General features: G+C 62.6%; 16 protein-coding genes and 2 pseudogenes. 9 read left to right on the forward strand and 9 right to left on the reverse strand.

The features are described 5' to 3' along the window. Window positions 1-46: 46 nt before the first annotated feature. Window positions 47-691 (forward strand): NAD(P)-binding domain-containing protein, encoded by a 645-nt coding sequence (locus PV772_RS13925; RefSeq protein ID WP_347886537.1) that lies wholly within the window; start codon window positions 47-49, stop codon window positions 689-691. 555 nt (window positions 692-1,246) lie between these two features. On the opposite strand, the gene PV772_RS13930 is transcribed toward PV772_RS13925, so the two are convergent. The 3 genes from PV772_RS13930 to PV772_RS13940 are packed head-to-tail and all read right to left on the reverse strand — an operon-like array spanning window position 1,247 to window position 3,293. Continuing rightward, the gene (locus PV772_RS13930; protein WP_347886538.1) at window positions 1,247-1,846 is read right to left on the reverse strand and encodes a transcriptional regulator; all 600 of its coding nucleotides are present in this window, start codon (window positions 1,844-1,846) and stop codon (window positions 1,247-1,249) included. Next, complete coding sequence (locus tag PV772_RS13935) at window positions 1,843-2,922, reverse strand: PEP/pyruvate-binding domain-containing protein (RefSeq protein WP_347886539.1); 1,080 nt, start codon at window positions 2,920-2,922, stop codon at window positions 1,843-1,845. Before PV772_RS13935 ends, PV772_RS13930 begins: the two co-directional genes overlap by 4 nt. Continuing rightward, a complete protein-coding gene (locus PV772_RS13940) occupies window positions 2,919-3,293 on the reverse strand; it encodes a hypothetical protein (protein WP_347886540.1) in 375 nt (124 codons plus the stop codon). The genes PV772_RS13935 and PV772_RS13940 overlap by 4 nt, the downstream gene beginning before the upstream one ends. Before the next feature lie 254 nt (window positions 3,294-3,547). On the opposite strand from PV772_RS13940, the pseudogene PV772_RS13945 reads away from it, so the two are divergent. Next, window positions 3,548-3,928: pseudogene (locus PV772_RS13945) on the forward strand (recombinase family protein); the annotation flags it as partial. 64 nt (window positions 3,929-3,992) lie between these two features. Here the strand turns inward: PV772_RS13945 and PV772_RS13950 are convergent. Continuing rightward, entirely contained in the window at window positions 3,993-4,895 is a 903-nt protein-coding gene (locus PV772_RS13950) for an amidohydrolase family protein (protein ID WP_347886541.1), read from the reverse strand. A gap of 590 nt (window positions 4,896-5,485) precedes the next feature. On the opposite strand from PV772_RS13950, the pseudogene PV772_RS13955 reads away from it, so the two are divergent. From PV772_RS13955 to PV772_RS13965, 3 genes and pseudogenes are all read left to right on the forward strand, one after another. Further along, window positions 5,486-6,075: pseudogene (locus PV772_RS13955) on the forward strand (IS110 family transposase); the annotation flags it as partial. A 106-nt stretch (window positions 6,076-6,181) separates the two neighbouring features. After that, entirely contained in the window at window positions 6,182-6,499 is a 318-nt protein-coding gene (locus PV772_RS13960; protein ID WP_347886542.1) for a hypothetical protein, read from the forward strand. A gap of 75 nt (window positions 6,500-6,574) precedes the next feature. Continuing rightward, the gene (locus PV772_RS13965; RefSeq protein ID WP_175319181.1) at window positions 6,575-6,781 is read left to right on the forward strand and encodes a hypothetical protein; all 207 of its coding nucleotides are present in this window, start codon (window positions 6,575-6,577) and stop codon (window positions 6,779-6,781) included. Between the two features lie 232 nt (window positions 6,782-7,013). Here PV772_RS13965 and PV772_RS13970 read toward each other — a convergent pair whose 3' ends face one another. Both PV772_RS13970 and PV772_RS13975 read right to left on the reverse strand, forming a co-directional pair. Next, window positions 7,014-8,114 carry an ATP-binding protein gene (locus tag PV772_RS13970; RefSeq protein WP_175319180.1) on the reverse strand — a complete coding sequence of 367 codons (1,101 nt, stop codon included), beginning with the start codon at window positions 8,112-8,114 and terminating at the stop codon, window positions 7,014-7,016. Between the two features lie 99 nt (window positions 8,115-8,213). Beyond that, window positions 8,214-8,900 carry a hypothetical protein gene (locus tag PV772_RS13975; RefSeq protein ID WP_254703530.1) on the reverse strand — a complete coding sequence of 229 codons (687 nt, stop codon included), beginning with the start codon at window positions 8,898-8,900 and terminating at the stop codon, window positions 8,214-8,216. A 167-nt stretch (window positions 8,901-9,067) separates the two neighbouring features. Between PV772_RS13975 and PV772_RS13980 the strand changes: the two genes are divergently transcribed. From PV772_RS13980 to PV772_RS13995, 4 genes are all read left to right on the forward strand, one after another. Further along, window positions 9,068-9,370 carry a DUF4193 domain-containing protein gene (locus tag PV772_RS13980; protein ID WP_175319179.1) on the forward strand — a complete coding sequence of 101 codons (303 nt, stop codon included), beginning with the start codon at window positions 9,068-9,070 and terminating at the stop codon, window positions 9,368-9,370. 567 nt (window positions 9,371-9,937) lie between these two features. Then, window positions 9,938-10,456 (forward strand): hypothetical protein, encoded by a 519-nt coding sequence (locus PV772_RS13985; protein WP_347886543.1) that lies wholly within the window; start codon window positions 9,938-9,940, stop codon window positions 10,454-10,456. Between the two features lie 139 nt (window positions 10,457-10,595). Beyond that, window positions 10,596-10,772, forward strand: coding sequence for a DUF1508 domain-containing protein (locus PV772_RS13990; RefSeq protein WP_347886544.1), 177 nt, complete (start codon window positions 10,596-10,598; stop codon window positions 10,770-10,772). A gap of 500 nt (window positions 10,773-11,272) precedes the next feature. Further along, a complete protein-coding gene (locus tag PV772_RS13995; RefSeq protein WP_347886545.1) occupies window positions 11,273-11,401 on the forward strand; it encodes a hypothetical protein in 129 nt (42 codons plus the stop codon). A 699-nt stretch (window positions 11,402-12,100) separates the two neighbouring features. On the opposite strand, the gene PV772_RS14000 is transcribed toward PV772_RS13995, so the two are convergent. The 3 genes from PV772_RS14000 to PV772_RS14010 all read right to left on the reverse strand — a co-directional run bounded on the left by PV772_RS14000 (window position 12,101) and on the right by PV772_RS14010 (window position 15,466). Continuing rightward, window positions 12,101-13,366: an IS110-like element ISArsp5 family transposase gene (locus PV772_RS14000; RefSeq protein WP_011689570.1), complete on the reverse strand. Its 1,266-nt coding sequence runs from the start codon at window positions 13,364-13,366 to the stop codon at window positions 12,101-12,103. A 215-nt stretch (window positions 13,367-13,581) separates the two neighbouring features. After that, window positions 13,582-14,208: a DUF3105 domain-containing protein gene (locus tag PV772_RS14005; RefSeq protein WP_347886546.1), complete on the reverse strand. Its 627-nt coding sequence runs from the start codon at window positions 14,206-14,208 to the stop codon at window positions 13,582-13,584. A gap of 70 nt (window positions 14,209-14,278) precedes the next feature. Then, window positions 14,279-15,466, reverse strand: a complete 1,188-nt coding sequence (locus tag PV772_RS14010; protein WP_011689568.1) for a TDT family transporter — start codon at window positions 15,464-15,466, stop codon at window positions 14,279-14,281. Window positions 15,467-15,555: the final 89 nt, after the last annotated feature.

A 15,555-nucleotide genomic window follows, 5' to 3' on the forward strand; every position in this document is an offset into this window, starting at 1 on the left:
AACAGCAGTGAACCTCCTATCCCGCCTCTTTGGAAAGAAGAACAAAATGACTGATATCACCATCATCGGCACCGGCAACATGGCCCGCGGCCTCGCCTCGCGCGCCCTGGCTGGCGGCAAAAGTGTCCAGCTGCTGGCCCACTCGGACAAGGCCAAGGCAGAATCCATTGCCGCGGAACTGGGCGGGCAGGTCAGTGCGGGCACTGTCGGTGACGCCATCACAGGCTCCATCGTTGTGCCCGCAGTTTACTTCGACGCCTCCAAGGACGTGATCGCGCAGTACGGTGATGCCCTCAACGACAAAGTTTACGTCGACATCACCAACCCGATCGATTTTTCCACTTTCGAGGGCCTGACAGTTCCTGCAGGTTCGTCCGCAGCGGAGGAACTGCAAAAAGCCACCGGGGCCGAGGTGGTCAAGGCGTTCAACACTACTTTTGCCGCCACTCTCACCGACGGACAGGTCGCCGGTCAGCAGCTGGATGTCCTCGTCGCCGGCGACGATGACGCCGCTGTACGGGCTGTCGCCGATTTCGCAAAGGCCGGTGGATTGACCCCGATCGTCGTTGGCCCACTGCGTCGCGCCCAGCAGCTCGAACAAGCCGGATTCCTCAATATCTTGCTCTCTGCCAACGACCAGCTCCCGCAATTCCAATGGAATTCCGCCCTCAGGTTCCAGCCCGCTACCTAACCTCAGTAATCTGGACAGGAAGGTCGGCGCTTATGGCGCCGGCCTTCCTGCTTGCCCCAGGTATCTTGCCGTACCCAATCGGGGAGGGGTATCACGTCAGCGTGGCGGACCTGTATTAGCATTTCCGCTCGCTTGTGTTCATGGGCGAGCTGCTTTCAAACGACCCAAAAACGACCGTTTCTGACCGGTGTTCGGCAAGCCTCCGAAAAAGTCGTGTGACTTTCGACGATAACTGGCGGCTTTTTCACGGGGCTAGCTGGCGTGTGGACAACGCGCAAGGAGATCCCTCCTGCGGCGCGTCGAGATCGTCGCGCAACCAGCCGGATCACGTCTCGGTATGGCCGTGACGCGCGCATGGCCGACGGCTTCCTGGCCATGCGCCACGCCGGCTCCAACGCAGCAGCGACCGTGCGGTACCCGACCTCGTGCTTACGCTGCAAGGCACTATTCGACATCCCCGACCGGTCGTCTCGACTAATAGCCGCGAAGAGTTCAACCTGGCTGCCCGCCGCCATCAGTCGTTCCTCGCTCTGGCGCCTGCTTGGAACACCGATGTCAGCGGGAGCGGCCGAGTGTGGCAAGGAGGTCTTCGTGAAGTTCGAACCAGATTCGGTGCGCGGACTCGCGGTCGGTCCCTGTCACCCACGCGGGATCGCTCAAGGCGCGATCGAGTGCCACGCTAAAGCGTTCGTGGTAGCCATCGAACCGCGGCAAGCGGCGCACTAACTCCTCTTCGAGGATCGCCCATGCTTCCCCGACGCGGGCGAGTTCCCTAAGGGTCTCGGCGAGGCTCATGCCCGTCTCGGCGATGCCCATCTCGGCCAGTTGCCAGCGTGTACAGGCGTCGGTGAGCTGATGGTTAAGCGATTCAAACTCGGCCATCACGGACTCCACCACGACCCTAGAACCGGCGTGCTCCATCTCCTCGGCCAGCAGCTTCTCGCCCTCTGCCTTGCCAGCTTCGGTGAGCGACCAACCGCCGTCGTCCCCGAACCGAGTCCAGATCACCTGCCCCGCTCCCTGAGCATCGAGCAGGGCTTCGTCGACCTGGGCGGCCGGAAGGCCCGCGCGCTCACTCACGCGGGAAGTTCCGGCGTAGCCGAGGATCCGCACTGCGTGGAGGACCTGCAGTCGGACGTCGTCCGGTGATGTCATCGGCTTTCCGTTGCGGTGATGGTTCCGGTGGTGCCGTCGACGTCGACCAGCGCGCCATCGGGCAGGGCCATGGCGAAAGGGACGTCGGTGATGGCAGGGATACGCAACTCGCGGGCGACGATCGCGGCGTGCGACAGCACCCCGCCGCGCGTGGTGACGACAGCGGCCGCCCGGGCAAGCAGCGGCGTCCACGCCGGTGACGTCGCCCGACATACAAGCACCTCACCGGCGGCGAACCGGGAGAAGTCATCAAGGTCCTCAATGATGCGCAAGCGCCCGCGTGCGGTGCCCGGACTCGAAGGCGTGCCGAACATCAGGCCCACCGTGGTTGCCGTCGCGTCCCGGCTTGGGGCAGCGGGAACCTGGTCGGTTGTCCAGGTTGCGGTAATCGGCCGGGCCTGCAGAATCCACACCCGATCGTCTGCGATCGCCCACTCCACGTCCTGTGGGCCGCCAAGGCACTCCGATGCCGATACCGCGACCCGGCTCACCGTGGCTGCCTGTCCGGCATTGAGAACCATGCGCTCCGTCAAGCGCCGAGGACGGTCGCCGGGCGTGATTCGCCACCGTTCCGCGTGGGCCTGTCCCGATACGAGCCGGTCACCCAGGCCATGGACGGCCTCGATGACGCTGATCCGTTGTCCCGTGACTGGATCGCGCGTGAAGGCCACACCCGCCGCGGAGGGGGACAACATCCGCTGCACGATGACGGCCACCTTGTCAGGCGCGGGTTGGCCGACAGCGGACGCGTATGCGCGCGCCCCCTCGACAGCAACAGCTGTCCTGCGCACCTCAGTCTCGACATCGGCAGGCGGCACCCCAAGGCTCGTGTGGAACTGGCCCGCAAACGACAACTCGCGCCCGTCCTCGACCATCCCCGAAGATCGCACGGCGTAGCTGGAGCCGCCCAGCGCATCCAGGACGCCGGGCAGTTCCTGCTCCCAGCCCGCGCTTGGACCGGCCGGCAGCACGAATCCCTCCGGGACCGAGAACCCGGCCCGCGACAGCTCGCTCAGCACGACAGCCTTCGACCCGCAGGCCGCGTTCGCCTCGCGAAGCGGGATGAATGCGTTCACAACCGAGTACCCAGGCGGGCGAGCACCCGCGACATCCGCTGCTGCGCGGCCTGCCCCGACCCCAATCCCAGCACTGCAGAGATCTGCTGGAAGGTGACGCCCGCAGCCCTCGCGGCGAACAACAGCCCCGCCTCGACTTGGTCCAGCTCAGCCCGGGCAGCGCCAATCAGCCCCAACCCAGCGGTCACAACTGCCGGGTCAACGTGCTCATCTGCAGCCTTCCACGCCGCCAGACGCACGAGATCGCAGTCGCTCGCCGGTTGCCCAAGATGCTGCCACGGGCGCTCGGACAGCCCGTCGCCCCCGACGGCACCCAAGACGGCGCGGTGAGCAGCGAGACCATCGGCGACAGAGCGGTCATTCGGAGTCATGCATCAATCCCACGTCATCAACAGTGTGTTGTCAACACACTGTTGATGACAGTGGGCGGACTGAATGCCACATCAGTAGAGTGGGTGTCTTGGAAAACAACAGTTTTTCAAGACACTCTCGCCGACCTCGGGTGGGACCAGCGACGGCCGCGCGAGCGGGCGGAATGGCCGGGTGTTCGTGTCTCGTAAATGCCTCTCACAGTAAATCGTCTCGCCGCGGGTGCATCGGGGGCTTTTCGAGCCAGAATTGCCTTGTGAGGGTACTGGGTTACACCCGCGTGAGTACTTCCAGCCAAGACGCCCAGCTGCAGCTGGATGCACTGATGGAGGCTGGCGTGCAGAAACGCGATGTCTTCACCGATGTCACTTCCGGTAGCAAGACGGCAGTCGAGCGGCCGGGAATGAAAAGGCTCCTCGAGTACGCCGAGGAGGGGGACACCGTTGTTGTGTGGCGGGTCGACCGGCTGGGACGGTCACTGATGGACGTGCTGAACACGGTGGCCCTGCTTCGCGGCCGCGGTGTCCAGGTCCGGTCCATCTCCGATGGCATCGACCCTGCAACCTCGACTGGCCGGCTGATGTTGAACATGCTTGCAACCCTTGCCGAGTATGAGCGCGAGCTCATCCTCCAACGGACACTCTTGCGGGCGCAAGGGCTCGGACACGGCGCCCCAGCGTTAGGAGCAAAGACAGGCGAGGCTAGGGCAGCCGGTCCAGCCTTAGGAGTGCCTGCGGGGTGTGCCAGAGGACATTTTTCATCCATTGGCTTCCGAGTCCCCAGCCTTCGAGTACCTGAATCTGGTGGCTGTAGGAGTAGGGAATCGAAGGAAAATCCGTGCCGAAGACGACTTTGTGTGACAGTCCGGCAAGGGTGTCCTGGTATCCGGACGGGATCGGGGCGACCTGTTCCATGTAGGAGGTGCCGACCATGGTGGTGTCGAGGTAGACGTGAGGATTGTTTGCGGCAAGGTCGGCGTACTCCTGGTACTCCGGCAGGCCTGCGTGCGCGATGATGAGCACCAACGAGGGGTACCTTCTGATGAGTTCGCGTATGGGTTCAGGTCCGGTGTATTCCCCGGGGTGCGGACCGTTGCCGCAGTGGATGACGACCGGTGTAGCGGAGTCCTCGATAAGCTCCCAGGCGGGTGCAAGCTGAGGATCCAAGGGTGAGAATCCTCCCACCTGGATGTGTACCTTGAAAATTCGAGCGCCTTGTTTCAAGCTGTGCGCGACGACGGTTTCCACGCCTGGCTCTGGGTAGAAAGTGGCAGAGTGGATGGCGTCAGCATGGGTCGAGGCGAATGCTGTCGAGTAGTCGTTGAGCCACTGCGCCATGCCGGGGCGGTGCGCATAGTTCAGCGTCGTGAATGCCTTCACTCCCATGTCTCGCAGCGTTCGCACCCGTTCCTCTTCGGAGTCCCGGTAGGTGATGGGCCAGGGGGGAGCCCCGCTGTCCGCAACACGGTCAAAGAACACCCACACCTTCTCCAGCACCTTGAAAGGCATGAAATGCACATGCAGATCAATAATCCCCGGCAAGCCCAGCGAGTCGAGATACGGGCGGACATCCGCGTCTGAACGCGGTACAGGTGCTATAGCCAAGACAAACCTCCTGCGCAGGCGTGACAGAGCCATTGCCCTGCTAAGTATATGTAGAGAGCCACTGCTATCGCTCGGCGCCATCCTCTGCCGTCTCCTTAGCCGGTCCCTCACCGGTCGCACGCACCGCTGAACTGCATCATTGCGAGCCGGGTTCCAACGGCGTCCCGTAAGACTCATCCGGTGAAGCGACCGGTAGGGGAGTGGTCTATGACACACTGCGGCCGCGGGAGGCCCGGCACGAAGGTGACGCGGGGCTTCGCTTCCCGCCCTGCACGTCAGCGCCTCAGGTTAAGTGCTCGGACCTCGCTGCGCTCGGGCTGTAGAAGCGTTCTTTCTGTTTTTTGCTGCTGTCTTTATGTTGTTGTCGGGTGGTTCCGCGGCCGTTGTAGGGTCGTTGCTGCCCAGGGGAGGCGGGTATGGCTTTGTTGCTGTGGCTGGACGATTCACGTCGTGACGGCTCCGTAGGATTGGCCGCCGGCCGCCCCGCGATGACCCGACCGCTGATTGAGAGACGCGACATGATCGCCGGATAAGGACACGACGGCGCGGTTATCTGCTGGGCTTCAACCATCGACAGACTGGAGGCTGCTGTGGCGAAATTGTGGGCCGGTATCGACGCCGGCAAAGCCCATCATCACTGCGTCGTGATCGGCGCCGACGGAAACCGGCTGCTGTCGCAAAAATCCCCAACGACGAACCGGCACTGATCGAGCTCATGTCCAACGTCCTCAAACTCGCGGACGGGGACGAGGTCATTTGGGCAACGGACCTGAACCACGGCGGACCTGCGCTGCTGATCGCCATCCTCGTGGCCCACGGCCAGAACATCCTCTACATCCCCGGTCGGGTCGTCCACCACGCCTCCAAGCTCTACCGCGGTGAGGGCAAAACGGACGCGAAAGACGCCGCGGTGATCGCGGACCAGGCCAGGGTGCGCCGTGACCTGCAACCCTTGCGTGCCGGGGATGAGATCAGCACCGGCCTGCGGCTCCTGACCGCCCGCCGGGCCGACAAATCCGCTGACCGGGTCCGGGCGATCAACCGGCTGCAGGCCCAACTGCTCGAATACTTCCCCGCGCTGGAGCGGGCCTTTGATTACAGCCGCTCCAAAGGAGCGCTGCTGCTGTTGACCAAACACCGGACCCCGGACGGGATCCGCCGCACGGGTCAGGCCAGGCTAGGACATGCACGAAGCCAAGCTCCTGGCGGAAGGCGGATTCGCCGGCTCCCAGTGGTCCTCGATGGAACAGCGGTACGAACGCGCCGAGAAGGAACTCTTTTCCCGCATGGAAGGCGTAGGTCGTGAGATCGAGAACCGTGTTACCGGCAACGACAGCGGCCGACTCAAAGACCAAGGCCTGAAAACTGAAAGCACGTCGGCGGCAGGCTATGGCTCAGCTATCCACCACGAGAAGTTCGCAGAGTCACTGGAGAACAGCGGGGCGAACGAAACCCAGGTCCGCGGCCGCATCGCCGCGGCACGCAGCGAGGGCACACACCCCAGTGCGGCCGTCATGAGGGGCAATGGTGCGGCAAAGGCGAGGAAAACGAAGACAGGGCCGGCGGTGGGCGCTTCGCGGGCTAAGAACGGTCTAAGCCGCTGACGGCAGCATCTGCAAGGACGGGGCCGCCGGCACAGCCAACTCCGTGGAACTGGACCCTGGCAAGGTGAGGATCACATGACCCAAGAGCCCGACAACACTGATCGCCCACGGATTCACGGGAACGACCGGGAGATCATTGAAGACGCCCTGAGATTACTGGCCGATCTGGACGACACCCCCCAGGACCAGATGACTCCCCTGTACTACCAGCACGCGTTCGAGGAGTTACGGATGGTGGTCGACGATCTGCTCCGGATCCTCGGACAAAACCCCAGCGAGTGAGCAAGTGCCGCCCGGGCGCCGACCAACACGCCGCGGAGTAATCCGGCGAAAGGCAGCCGACGCGGACCCGGGACCGGCCCGGAACAGGGGCGCCGCGGACCAGCCCCCGGGATCCCGGGCGGTCTGCGGAGAGTGGGTTTCCTTGCAGATGCTGGCCCAGGAAATAGTCCAGAGCACTTTGGACTATTTCCTCTGGGGACGCGCAGGACAGCGGTGTTCCAAACGGTTGATCTCAGTCGGCAGCCATGTTCCGCAGGTGCTGACGGAGTCCAGGTATCGCGAAGTCGATCTTGCCATGCCCGGCGGGTTCGACCAGGCCGGCGGCCAGTAAGCGTGAGCGGTAGTTGGCAACGAGGTTGGTCTTGGCCTTTAACCGTTCTCCAATGTTTCCGGCGGTAGAAGGGCCGTCATCCTGGGCCATGGCGTGAAGGAACTCGAGGTCCTTTGGTGAAGCGGTTGAGAGGGCAGCCTCGATAACTGTGCGCGCGTTGCGTCTGTGCGCGGCTTCCAATGCCCGTTCTGACTCTGTGGCTGTCACCGTGCCGTTGTTGTTCTCGGCTTCGCGCCAGAGAAAGTAACCCACGAGCTGGATCAGGAAGGGATAGCCGCCGGTGGATTCCGCTGCCTTTTGGATGAGCTGCGGGGCTATATGGAAGCCGGCAGCGGCAAATATGGAGGTGAAAGAACTTTCAACGTCCCGGATGCGTGCGGCGTGGAGGTCTATTTTGTCGGCTCGGCGCAGGAACGTCGCGACGCCTTCATTGAGCAGGTCTGAGACGGCTGCCGGCAACCCGGCGAAGACCAGACCGATGGGCAGGCGGTCCTGAATGAAGTGCTGAACACTGGCCGCCAATTGAGCAAGTTCATTCCTATCGGCGGCGTGGATTTCGTCCACAGTAATGACCAGACCGGTGCCCTTTTCATCAAGGAGCTGCAGAAGCTCCTCTCCCAGCGTGCGCCATGCCACCTGACGTTCAGGGGCCAGCTGAGTGGTGATGCTGAACCCCGCCGCCGCGATGGCGGTAATTCGCCGGTTCTGCGGACCGTTGCCAAGTTCCTCTGCCAGACTGCGCATGGCCTCGCCAATCCGGCCCATAAAGCCCTCTGTTGCAGTCTCTGCGATAACTGCCCATCCCTCTTGGCGCGCCGCGTCGTGGGTTGCCCCTAGCATTACGGTCTTGCCGATACCTCGGGCTCCGGTAAAGATGGTGAGGAGGCCGGGCGCGCCCGAGCCAAGCCGGAGCCCGTATTCGAACTCGTCAAGCAAGCCTGTCCGGCCGATGATTTCCGGCGGGGTGGCTCCTGCCGATGGCCTAAAGGGATTCTCTATCATCAGTCCATTCTATGAGTACCTGTGAGTTTTGTGAGTTTAGTGTGTCCTGTGAATCTTGTGAGCTAGGGGAGTAGGTCGCCCCGCTTCCTCCGTATCCCGTTACCTTCCGATGAGGGAGCTATCGGCCGGCGGCCGGAGGGCCTGCGGGTCCGCATCGATGCTGTAGATGGTTTCGAAGCGGTCCGTCAGCCTGGTGATGTCTTCAAGGGTGATGTTGATGAACGATGACCGTTTCTTCAGGTGCAGGAAGAGTTCAGTCTGCGGCCACAACAGCTGGTCAACGTACGTGTTGAACGACCGTCCGCTGGCTCGGGTGTAGTCCGCCAGGGCCTTCTGGTCTGTCATCCTCCGACCGTAGGTGAGCTCGATATCGACGTCCCCTAAGGGGTCAATCTCCGGGCTGAGATAGCTCCCGAAGACCCTGAGCGTATTGATAAACATCGGATTTCCCGGTCCGGCGTTGTAGTCCCGCGCACGCTCCAGCACCCCGGCAACGAGCCGGTCTGCGGTCTTTCTGCTGATCGGCTTTCCGAAACTTGCCATCGCCAGGGCATTGCCCTGGATGGTCGTGTCCCACCAGACGTCCCCGTCGTTATCGACCCGTACCTTCTCCAGATATCCGGCAGTTTCCAGCCCTGCAAAGACTGCCCCGAGCTCGAATTCCGTGCCGTTGAGCAGGTCGACGGCGACTTCGGCGACCCCTTCCCGGCCCCTGAACTTGCGGGCAATGGCCCGGGCCAAATCGGCCGGCAGCCCGGCGATGGAATCCGTTTTTGAAACCCTCATGACCACAGCTTAGGCATTTCCTTAGGCATTTCCTTAGGCATTTCCCGTGCCGTCCCGGTCCCGGCGTCCGACAGCCCGTTGACGTGGGAACAACGGTGCATTGGTGTACGTTTCAGTCTCGTCAGAAAGAACTGCCCAGAAAATGTCAGAAATGAGAATCACCTAAAGTGGCAACTGATTACGACGAAGTCCGTTCCGATGTTAAGGAATCCCAGGACCGCTCCCTGGAAGCCCTGCAGTCTGCGAATGCTCCCGATGCCCGCAGCGTCGTCACCGAACTCGACGAAGCGGATGCCCTCGATGAGGGCTTGACTCCCGGGGGAGAGATCGTCGCTGAGGAGCTCATCGTTCAGGTTATTCCTCAGGCTGCGGACGAGTTCACCTGCTACTCCTGTTTCCTCGTCCGGCATCGGTCTCAACTCGCACGGGAAGCCAACGGCCACTCATACTGCACCGAGTGCGAAGGGTAAAGGCCTCTACTGAGCCCTGATTGTTCAGGCAGGTGGACAATTGGGTACATCGGTGTCGGCGCCCACCCAAAGGTGCAGCGGGAGTTGTGAGCCAGGTGAGGCCGAACGCGCAGCCTTGGCACAGCAACCCCTCTGATTTGGTGAGTTCACAAGATTCACAGGATTCACCGATATTCACATGAGATCTCATGGAAAACCCGCTCCGCCCGACAACGGTGGCGACTCCGCCCGATCTGGTCGGGCTCGGGGGAGTACTGGTCGGAACAGGTGCCGTTCCGTTCACAGGGAATGCCAAGGTTCAGACACGCATAATGTACCGAAGCTCCGGTCAACCGCTATTTGACCGGAGCTTCGCCAATTATGGGTATCCGGACTGCTGCACCACTGTGGAGCGAGCTCAAGTGCCCTCGCACAGTCCAGGATTGGCTGCGGATCTGGAACGATGATCCTGTAGATGAACCTAGCGACGACATGGAGGACTACTCGGGGATACGGTAACTGCCACTGGGTAAACTCACGCGTGGGGGCGCCATTGACGGTGTAACCGACAAGGAGGTGCGGGAAACCGTGCCTCAACGAAGAACCGTATCCCGGGTGGCCTCCGCCGTCCTCGCCCTCTCGCTTTCTGGCGGACTCGCCGGGGGAACCCTCATCGGCGTCGCCCCGGCCTCCGCCGCCGTCACCCTAGCACCCCTGACCGCCGCAGACACCAGGGCCGGGCAGTACATCACTAGCACCTTCAACGCGATGAACACCTTCCGCGCCTCCAATGGGATGCGGCCCGTCAAGTTGGGGTTGGATGCTTCCGATCTGCTTCAGGCCAGCGTCAACGACCGGAACATCGACGTATACGGCCCTGACTCGATCCTCAACAGCGACAGGCTCCGCGTCTATGCAGTCTCGCGGAAGTGTGGACACGCGGAGGAAGGGGTTGAGCCCGGCGCGATGGGCGACGCCATCCCGGGCCTCCTCGTCGCCTTGACCGCCCAACCCTTCCCCACAAACGTCAATCGGCGCGTCCCCAACAACGTCAATTTGCAGAGAAACTGCTTCGCAGGCCTTGTGGAACCCTTCCATCGTGGGTGAAACTCAGGAGACAGACGCTGTCGTCTGCAATTTTTGATCGCAGGGACAAAACCAGCGGGAAGGGACGCAATGCTGCGTCCTCATGTCAGCAGGGGCAACGACGCCCTCAGCTAGGATCCCGCCGACCGGGAGGAACGCTATGGCCGGAATGTTCGAACTCTTTATGGATTCAGAATCGTCTTTCAGATTTCGTGTAACTGCGCCGGACGGCACCGTCATGGCTGTGTCAAAAGCCTTCGAGAACAAAAACGCCGCCGTCGCCGGAATCGCTGCCGTCCGGGAGTATGCAGGCATGGGATTGATCAGCGACACATGATCCTTTCACTGTTCAAGGGATGAAATTCGGGCGCGTTCCGGCAACTGACATTCACTCAAGTGCCAAGCCCAGGCCTCGCGCTGGCTTCAGCCAAGCCCGACGGGCCCCATGGACCCGCATCGGCTAGGGCATATTGCCGACCGGCCGTGGTGAAGCAGGCCGGTGCGCTGTCGGCTCATCGGGATCCGGTCACGATCGCGGATCTGAGCTGTTGGATCTACCTGGCGGTGCCAATGGCTAGCTAGTGGCCTGTCGGCGTCGTCATTGCCGATCTGCTGGCGCATACACGTATCAAAACGAGCGTGGTAACGACAGCGGCAACGGATGATCTTATGCCACCGGCATCCGCTCGGAACCTCGTTCAAAACACGAGAAAGTGCGGCTTGGGGCGGCTGCTTTTTGGGGCCGGAACCCCGGTCTCATCGGATTCTCATGTCCCTGGCCGTGCCTCTTTTTAAGCGCACCCGCTTTGTCCTTTCAAATCATGCTGTGGTCTGCACATGAGAATTGAGCGCGTTTGGGTCGATTCGCCTTTCCTGGACCACCCCACACAAAACGCCTTCGTCGACTTCTACCGTGTACTTGTCCGGGAAGACCTGGGTAACGAGAATGCCCTGCCTGCGTTCTAGAGCTGATGGAATCAATCGCTGTACTGCCTGATCCAGGAGCGGACCCAGATCCTGTGGATCATCGACAACGATGTCTAGTCGAAATTCAGAGTTGGTTGGGGTTAATGGCTGAAGCATTGGTGGCCTTTCTAAGACTGGAGAATCTAGATGATCTGTTAGGAACTCGCATCTGCGCTTAAGGCATGAGGAGGGAGGGCCGTGCGTTGAGACGCCAAAAATGACCTGTCTGCAATTTGGCCGGTCACCGCTTGTTGCGTTTCCTGCCTTGGTGCGGGAATGGAGAGATGTCCTTGTTGGACACTCTGGCCAATTCCGTGGGCGCAGGGACATCGTGATCCGAACACCTAGAGCCGAAGACGGCACGGAGGACTAGTTAGTTCCTGACGTTCCGCCGCTTCTGAGTGAGGGCCAGCTCAAACGCTGAACACAATGCTGACTTGTTCGTCGCGTCCGACCGGGGACGACCGCGGGTTATCTCAGGAAGGTTCGCAGTGTCCGGTTGGGATCTATAAGGCCCGGGACTCATTGTAGGGAAAGTAAGAATAAAACCCTATTCTGACAACCTTTGTCTGTGACTTTTAACCGGAGATGGCGGTTAAATCGCAGTTTAGATTGGCGGTTTGTGGTCCCGTCCGGGGAGCCATCAACGGGTGATCGGCAGTTCATGGGACGGCGCGTGGGGGGCCTCTATGGTTTTCGTCAAGCGGCTGAGGGTAGCCGTGGTTCGTAGAAGGTGCCGTCCCTGAGCATGGCGTAGAGGGTGTCGCAGCGGCGGCGGGCCAGAGCGATTAGAGCCTGGTTGTGACGTTTGCCTTCGGCCCGCTTGCGGTCGTAGTAGGCCCTCGACGGAGGATCTTTCAGCGCGGCGAAGGCGGAGAGGAAGAGGGCTCTTTTGAGGATCTTGTTTCCCTTCCGGGATGGGTGGTCTCCGCGAATGGATGTTCCGGATCTCCAGGTCACGGGGGCGAGGCCTGCGTAGGAGGCCAGATGCCTGGCAGATGCGAAGTCTTTGCCGACGATCTCGGTGAGGATCCGTGCTGCGGTCCTGACGCCGACCGCCGGGAGTGACGTCAGGACCGGGTGAAGAGGGTGGGCCTCCACGAGGGCTTCGACCTGGATGAAAACGGTGTCGCGGGCCTGCCGGATGTCGGCGAGCATCCGCGCCAACTGTGGCAGCACGATCGTGGCAGCGTTTGTCCCTACGACGGTGACCGTTTGTTGGTCCAGTGCGTTGATGATCTCGTCGGCGAGACGTTCACCCATCCTGGGTGCAAGCTTTGTGAGCCGGCTGGCGATCCTGCGCCGGCCGGCATGGCGGAGGGCGTCGGGGGTCGGCCAGGTCCGCAGCAGATCCAACAGTGCCGGGTGGTCCAACCGCGGGCCAAGGACACGCTCCAGTGCGGGGTGGATCTGGGTCAGCAGGCCCCGGATCCGGTTCGATGTCGCGGTGGCCTGTTTGGCCAGGTCGTCATCGAAGCCGCAGAGCATGGTCAGTTCCGCGAGCTGTTCGTCAGCGATCTGGATGGAGCGCAACGTGTGCGGCATGGTCCGGGCCGCTTCGGCGATGATGAACGCGTCCCGCGCGTCGGTTTTCGCTTCGCCCGGGTGCAGGTCCGCGATCCGGCGCATCGCCAGCCCGGGCAGGTATCCGACTGTGACGCCGGCGGCCCGGGCAACCGCGACGGGGAGTGCACCGATCGTGGCCGGCTGGTCAACCACGAGCAGGATACTGCCGTGCCTATTCAAAGAGCCGAGGATTTCGCGCAGCCGGGCCTCGTCGTTGGGCAAAGCCTTGTCGAAGAGTTTCTTACCGGCCCTGTCCACGGCAACGGCGTGGTGCTCGCCCTTGCCGACGTCCAGGCCGATGAAGACATCAATGCTTTCGTGGTTTCCGATCACCAGTACCTCCCAGTCACAGCAGCTGATACCCAGTGCTGGACTGTCCGCGGTGTCAGAGCCCGGCATCCACGTTACGCACGACGATCCCCACCTGTCCTGCCTCTATTAGCGGTCTCTCCGGCACCTACCGGACCCCGGTGACAACACCCCCCGGATCATTGAAGACTGGGGGCGGCAATCCTGCCGGGGCCGGCAGGCCAGCACACCCTCATCCTGCAACAGGAACGGGCTACGAAAAAGGTAACGGGGCTGATCGGCCGAGCGGCGGTATGTCTCCTGATTTATCCGTTGACTCCGCCGCTGCAGGTCTCGCCGGGTTCGGGTGTCTGCGGACCTTGCTGAAATGCTTTGATAAATGCGGACAGCCGCGGATCTGCCGGGTCTGTGACGCTTAGTTGTTTTCCCCAGGCGGTTGCTTCGATGCGGGATCCCTGGCCGGGAAAGGGACTGACCAACACGTGGCTCTGGTTGGTTGCAAGCCGGGCGAGTTTGGCGATGTCATCGGCGGGAAGCCCGGGTTGGTAGCTGATCCAGACGGCGCCGTGTTCAAGGGAGTGCACTGCCCGGGTTTCCTGTACGGGCCGGTCGTAGGCTCCGCAGTTCGTCCACACCGGTGAGTGGTCTCCGCCGACGCCGGGACGTTGCGGATAGGTCACCGCGGTCTGGACGTGGTTTCTGCTCAGGCCGGCATAGCTGGTGACTCCTTCGATCATGGTCGGGTCCTTCTCTGCTGCCGGGGTCGGTTGACCGCTGCCGTTTGCGGTGAGCCCGTAGGTGAGCGCGCCGGCTGCGAGGAGGAGTGGCACGCCGACGGCGATCAGCGGCCGCTGCAATCGGGCGGGCCACTTGGACCCTTTTGTGTTGGTGGGTGAGCGTTGCTGTGAACCGGGTGTTGTCCGGGGTTTCATGAGGCCGCCTTCGGGCGCTGTGAACGGTTGCTTGTTTCCGTGAGGGGCTGCTGGTCCGCTGCGGCCCCGCCTACGGTGCGGTCGTTGCGGGTTTCTGGAAGAGGGTGCCTTGGAGGATGCTGCCGTGGAAGGTCCGGGCGGCGACGATGATCCACGCGGCGACCAGCAGGGTGTAGCCGGCAACGGCCATCGCGTCGAACACGGCGAGGTGGGTGTGGGCGGCGAGGCCGGTTAGGCCGGTGACGCAGGTTCCGATGGGGAAGGTGAATGACCACCAGGTCAGGGAGAACGGCAGGCCCCGGCGTGCGGTGCGGATGGTGATGGCGGTTGCGAGGGCGGCCCACATGAGCGCGAAGCCCAGGACCGGCACCCCGTAGAGGACGCCAAGGGCTTCCATGGCCTGGGCCAGGGTCCCGGATACGGCGAGGTGGGCGTTCCCGCCCAGGAGGTTGGCGGCGGTGATGGACTGGCCCAGCGGCCCCAGCACAATCCACAAGGTGGGAACTGCCGCTGCGGCCCCGATTTTGTGCCCTGCGAGCCGGTTCCAGATGAGGGTGGTGATGATGATGGAGGCCAGCAGGCTGAGCCCGAACATCGCGTAGCATCCCATCAGCAGGCTCAGGCGCGCCTGCCCTGCCGGGACGTAGGGCAGCAGCAGCGCCCCGGTGGAAGCCGAAACCATGGGCGGCACGACGGGCATTAGCCAGCCGCCGAACGCACTGTCCTGTGTGACCTGGTGCCGGGTGAACTGCAGATACGGGACGGCAACGGCACTGGCCAGGCCCAGCACGGTACCGGCGACCCAAAGCACCGTATCGATACCGAGTGCCAGCTGTTCGCCGAGGACGTCTTTTCCCAGCAGCAGGGTCCCGGCGCCGACGGTGAGAAGGGCCATGGGCGGTGCGCCGTAGAAGTGCGCCATCACCGGATGGCTGTGGTGGCTTTGGGCGGTTTCCCGGTGCCGGATCCAGTGCACCACGGTCGCGGTGGTTAGCAGTATCAGCAGCATAGACGCCAGGGCCCAGACGACGGTGGCGCCGGTGCGCAGGCCGGGGAACTGCAGGGGCAGCGTCGCGGCGGCGGTCGCGACGATCCCGGTACCCATGATGGAGGCGAACCAGTTAGGGGTCAGGTTCGCGAACAGCTCCGACGGCTTCTCCAGACGGCGCAGGACGCGCCGGCCCCCGGTACGGCCACCCGGGGTCTGTGCCGATGGTGCGGGGTGGTGTTTATCGGCGGTCAGCAGCAGTGTTCCCATACCTTCCATGCTCCCGGTCCCGGACCTGCCACAGTAGGGGGCATACACTTGTCAGGGTACAAGTCGGACTTGTACCGCCTGTGACTTTC

It is taken from the genome of Pseudarthrobacter sp. CC12 (assembly GCF_039907755.1).
GTDB lineage: Bacteria > Actinomycetota > Actinomycetes > Actinomycetales > Micrococcaceae > Arthrobacter > Arthrobacter niigatensis.

What these genes read in the sequence shown, in the direction of transcription:
- PV772_RS13925 (WP_347886537.1), top strand. Translation starts at nt 47, where the DNA reads ATGACTGATATCACCATCATCGGCACCGGCAACATGGCCCGCGGCCTC.
- PV772_RS13930 (WP_347886538.1), bottom strand. Translation starts at nt 1,846, where the DNA reads ATGACATCACCGGACGACGTCCGACTGCAGGTCCTCCACGCAGTGCGG.
- PV772_RS13940 (WP_347886540.1), bottom strand. Translation starts at nt 3,293, where the DNA reads ATGACTCCGAATGACCGCTCTGTCGCCGATGGTCTCGCTGCTCACCGC.
- PV772_RS13960 (WP_347886542.1), top strand. Translation starts at nt 6,182, where the DNA reads ATGGAAGGCGTAGGTCGTGAGATCGAGAACCGTGTTACCGGCAACGAC.
- PV772_RS13965 (WP_175319181.1), top strand. Translation starts at nt 6,575, where the DNA reads ATGACCCAAGAGCCCGACAACACTGATCGCCCACGGATTCACGGGAAC.
- PV772_RS13970 (WP_175319180.1), bottom strand. Translation starts at nt 8,114, where the DNA reads ATGATAGAGAATCCCTTTAGGCCATCGGCAGGAGCCACCCCGCCGGAA.
- PV772_RS13975 (WP_254703530.1), bottom strand. Translation starts at nt 8,900, where the DNA reads ATGAGGGTTTCAAAAACGGATTCCATCGCCGGGCTGCCGGCCGATTTG.
- PV772_RS13990 (WP_347886544.1), top strand. Translation starts at nt 10,596, where the DNA reads ATGGCCGGAATGTTCGAACTCTTTATGGATTCAGAATCGTCTTTCAGA.
- PV772_RS13995 (WP_347886545.1), top strand. Translation starts at nt 11,273, where the DNA reads ATGAGAATTGAGCGCGTTTGGGTCGATTCGCCTTTCCTGGACCACCCC.
- PV772_RS14000 (WP_011689570.1), bottom strand. Translation starts at nt 13,366, where the DNA reads ATGCCGGGCTCTGACACCGCGGACAGTCCAGCACTGGGTATCAGCTGC.
- PV772_RS14005 (WP_347886546.1), bottom strand. Translation starts at nt 14,208, where the DNA reads ATGAAACCCCGGACAACACCCGGTTCACAGCAACGCTCACCCACCAAC.
- PV772_RS14010 (WP_011689568.1), bottom strand. Translation starts at nt 15,466, where the DNA reads ATGGGAACACTGCTGCTGACCGCCGATAAACACCACCCCGCACCATCG.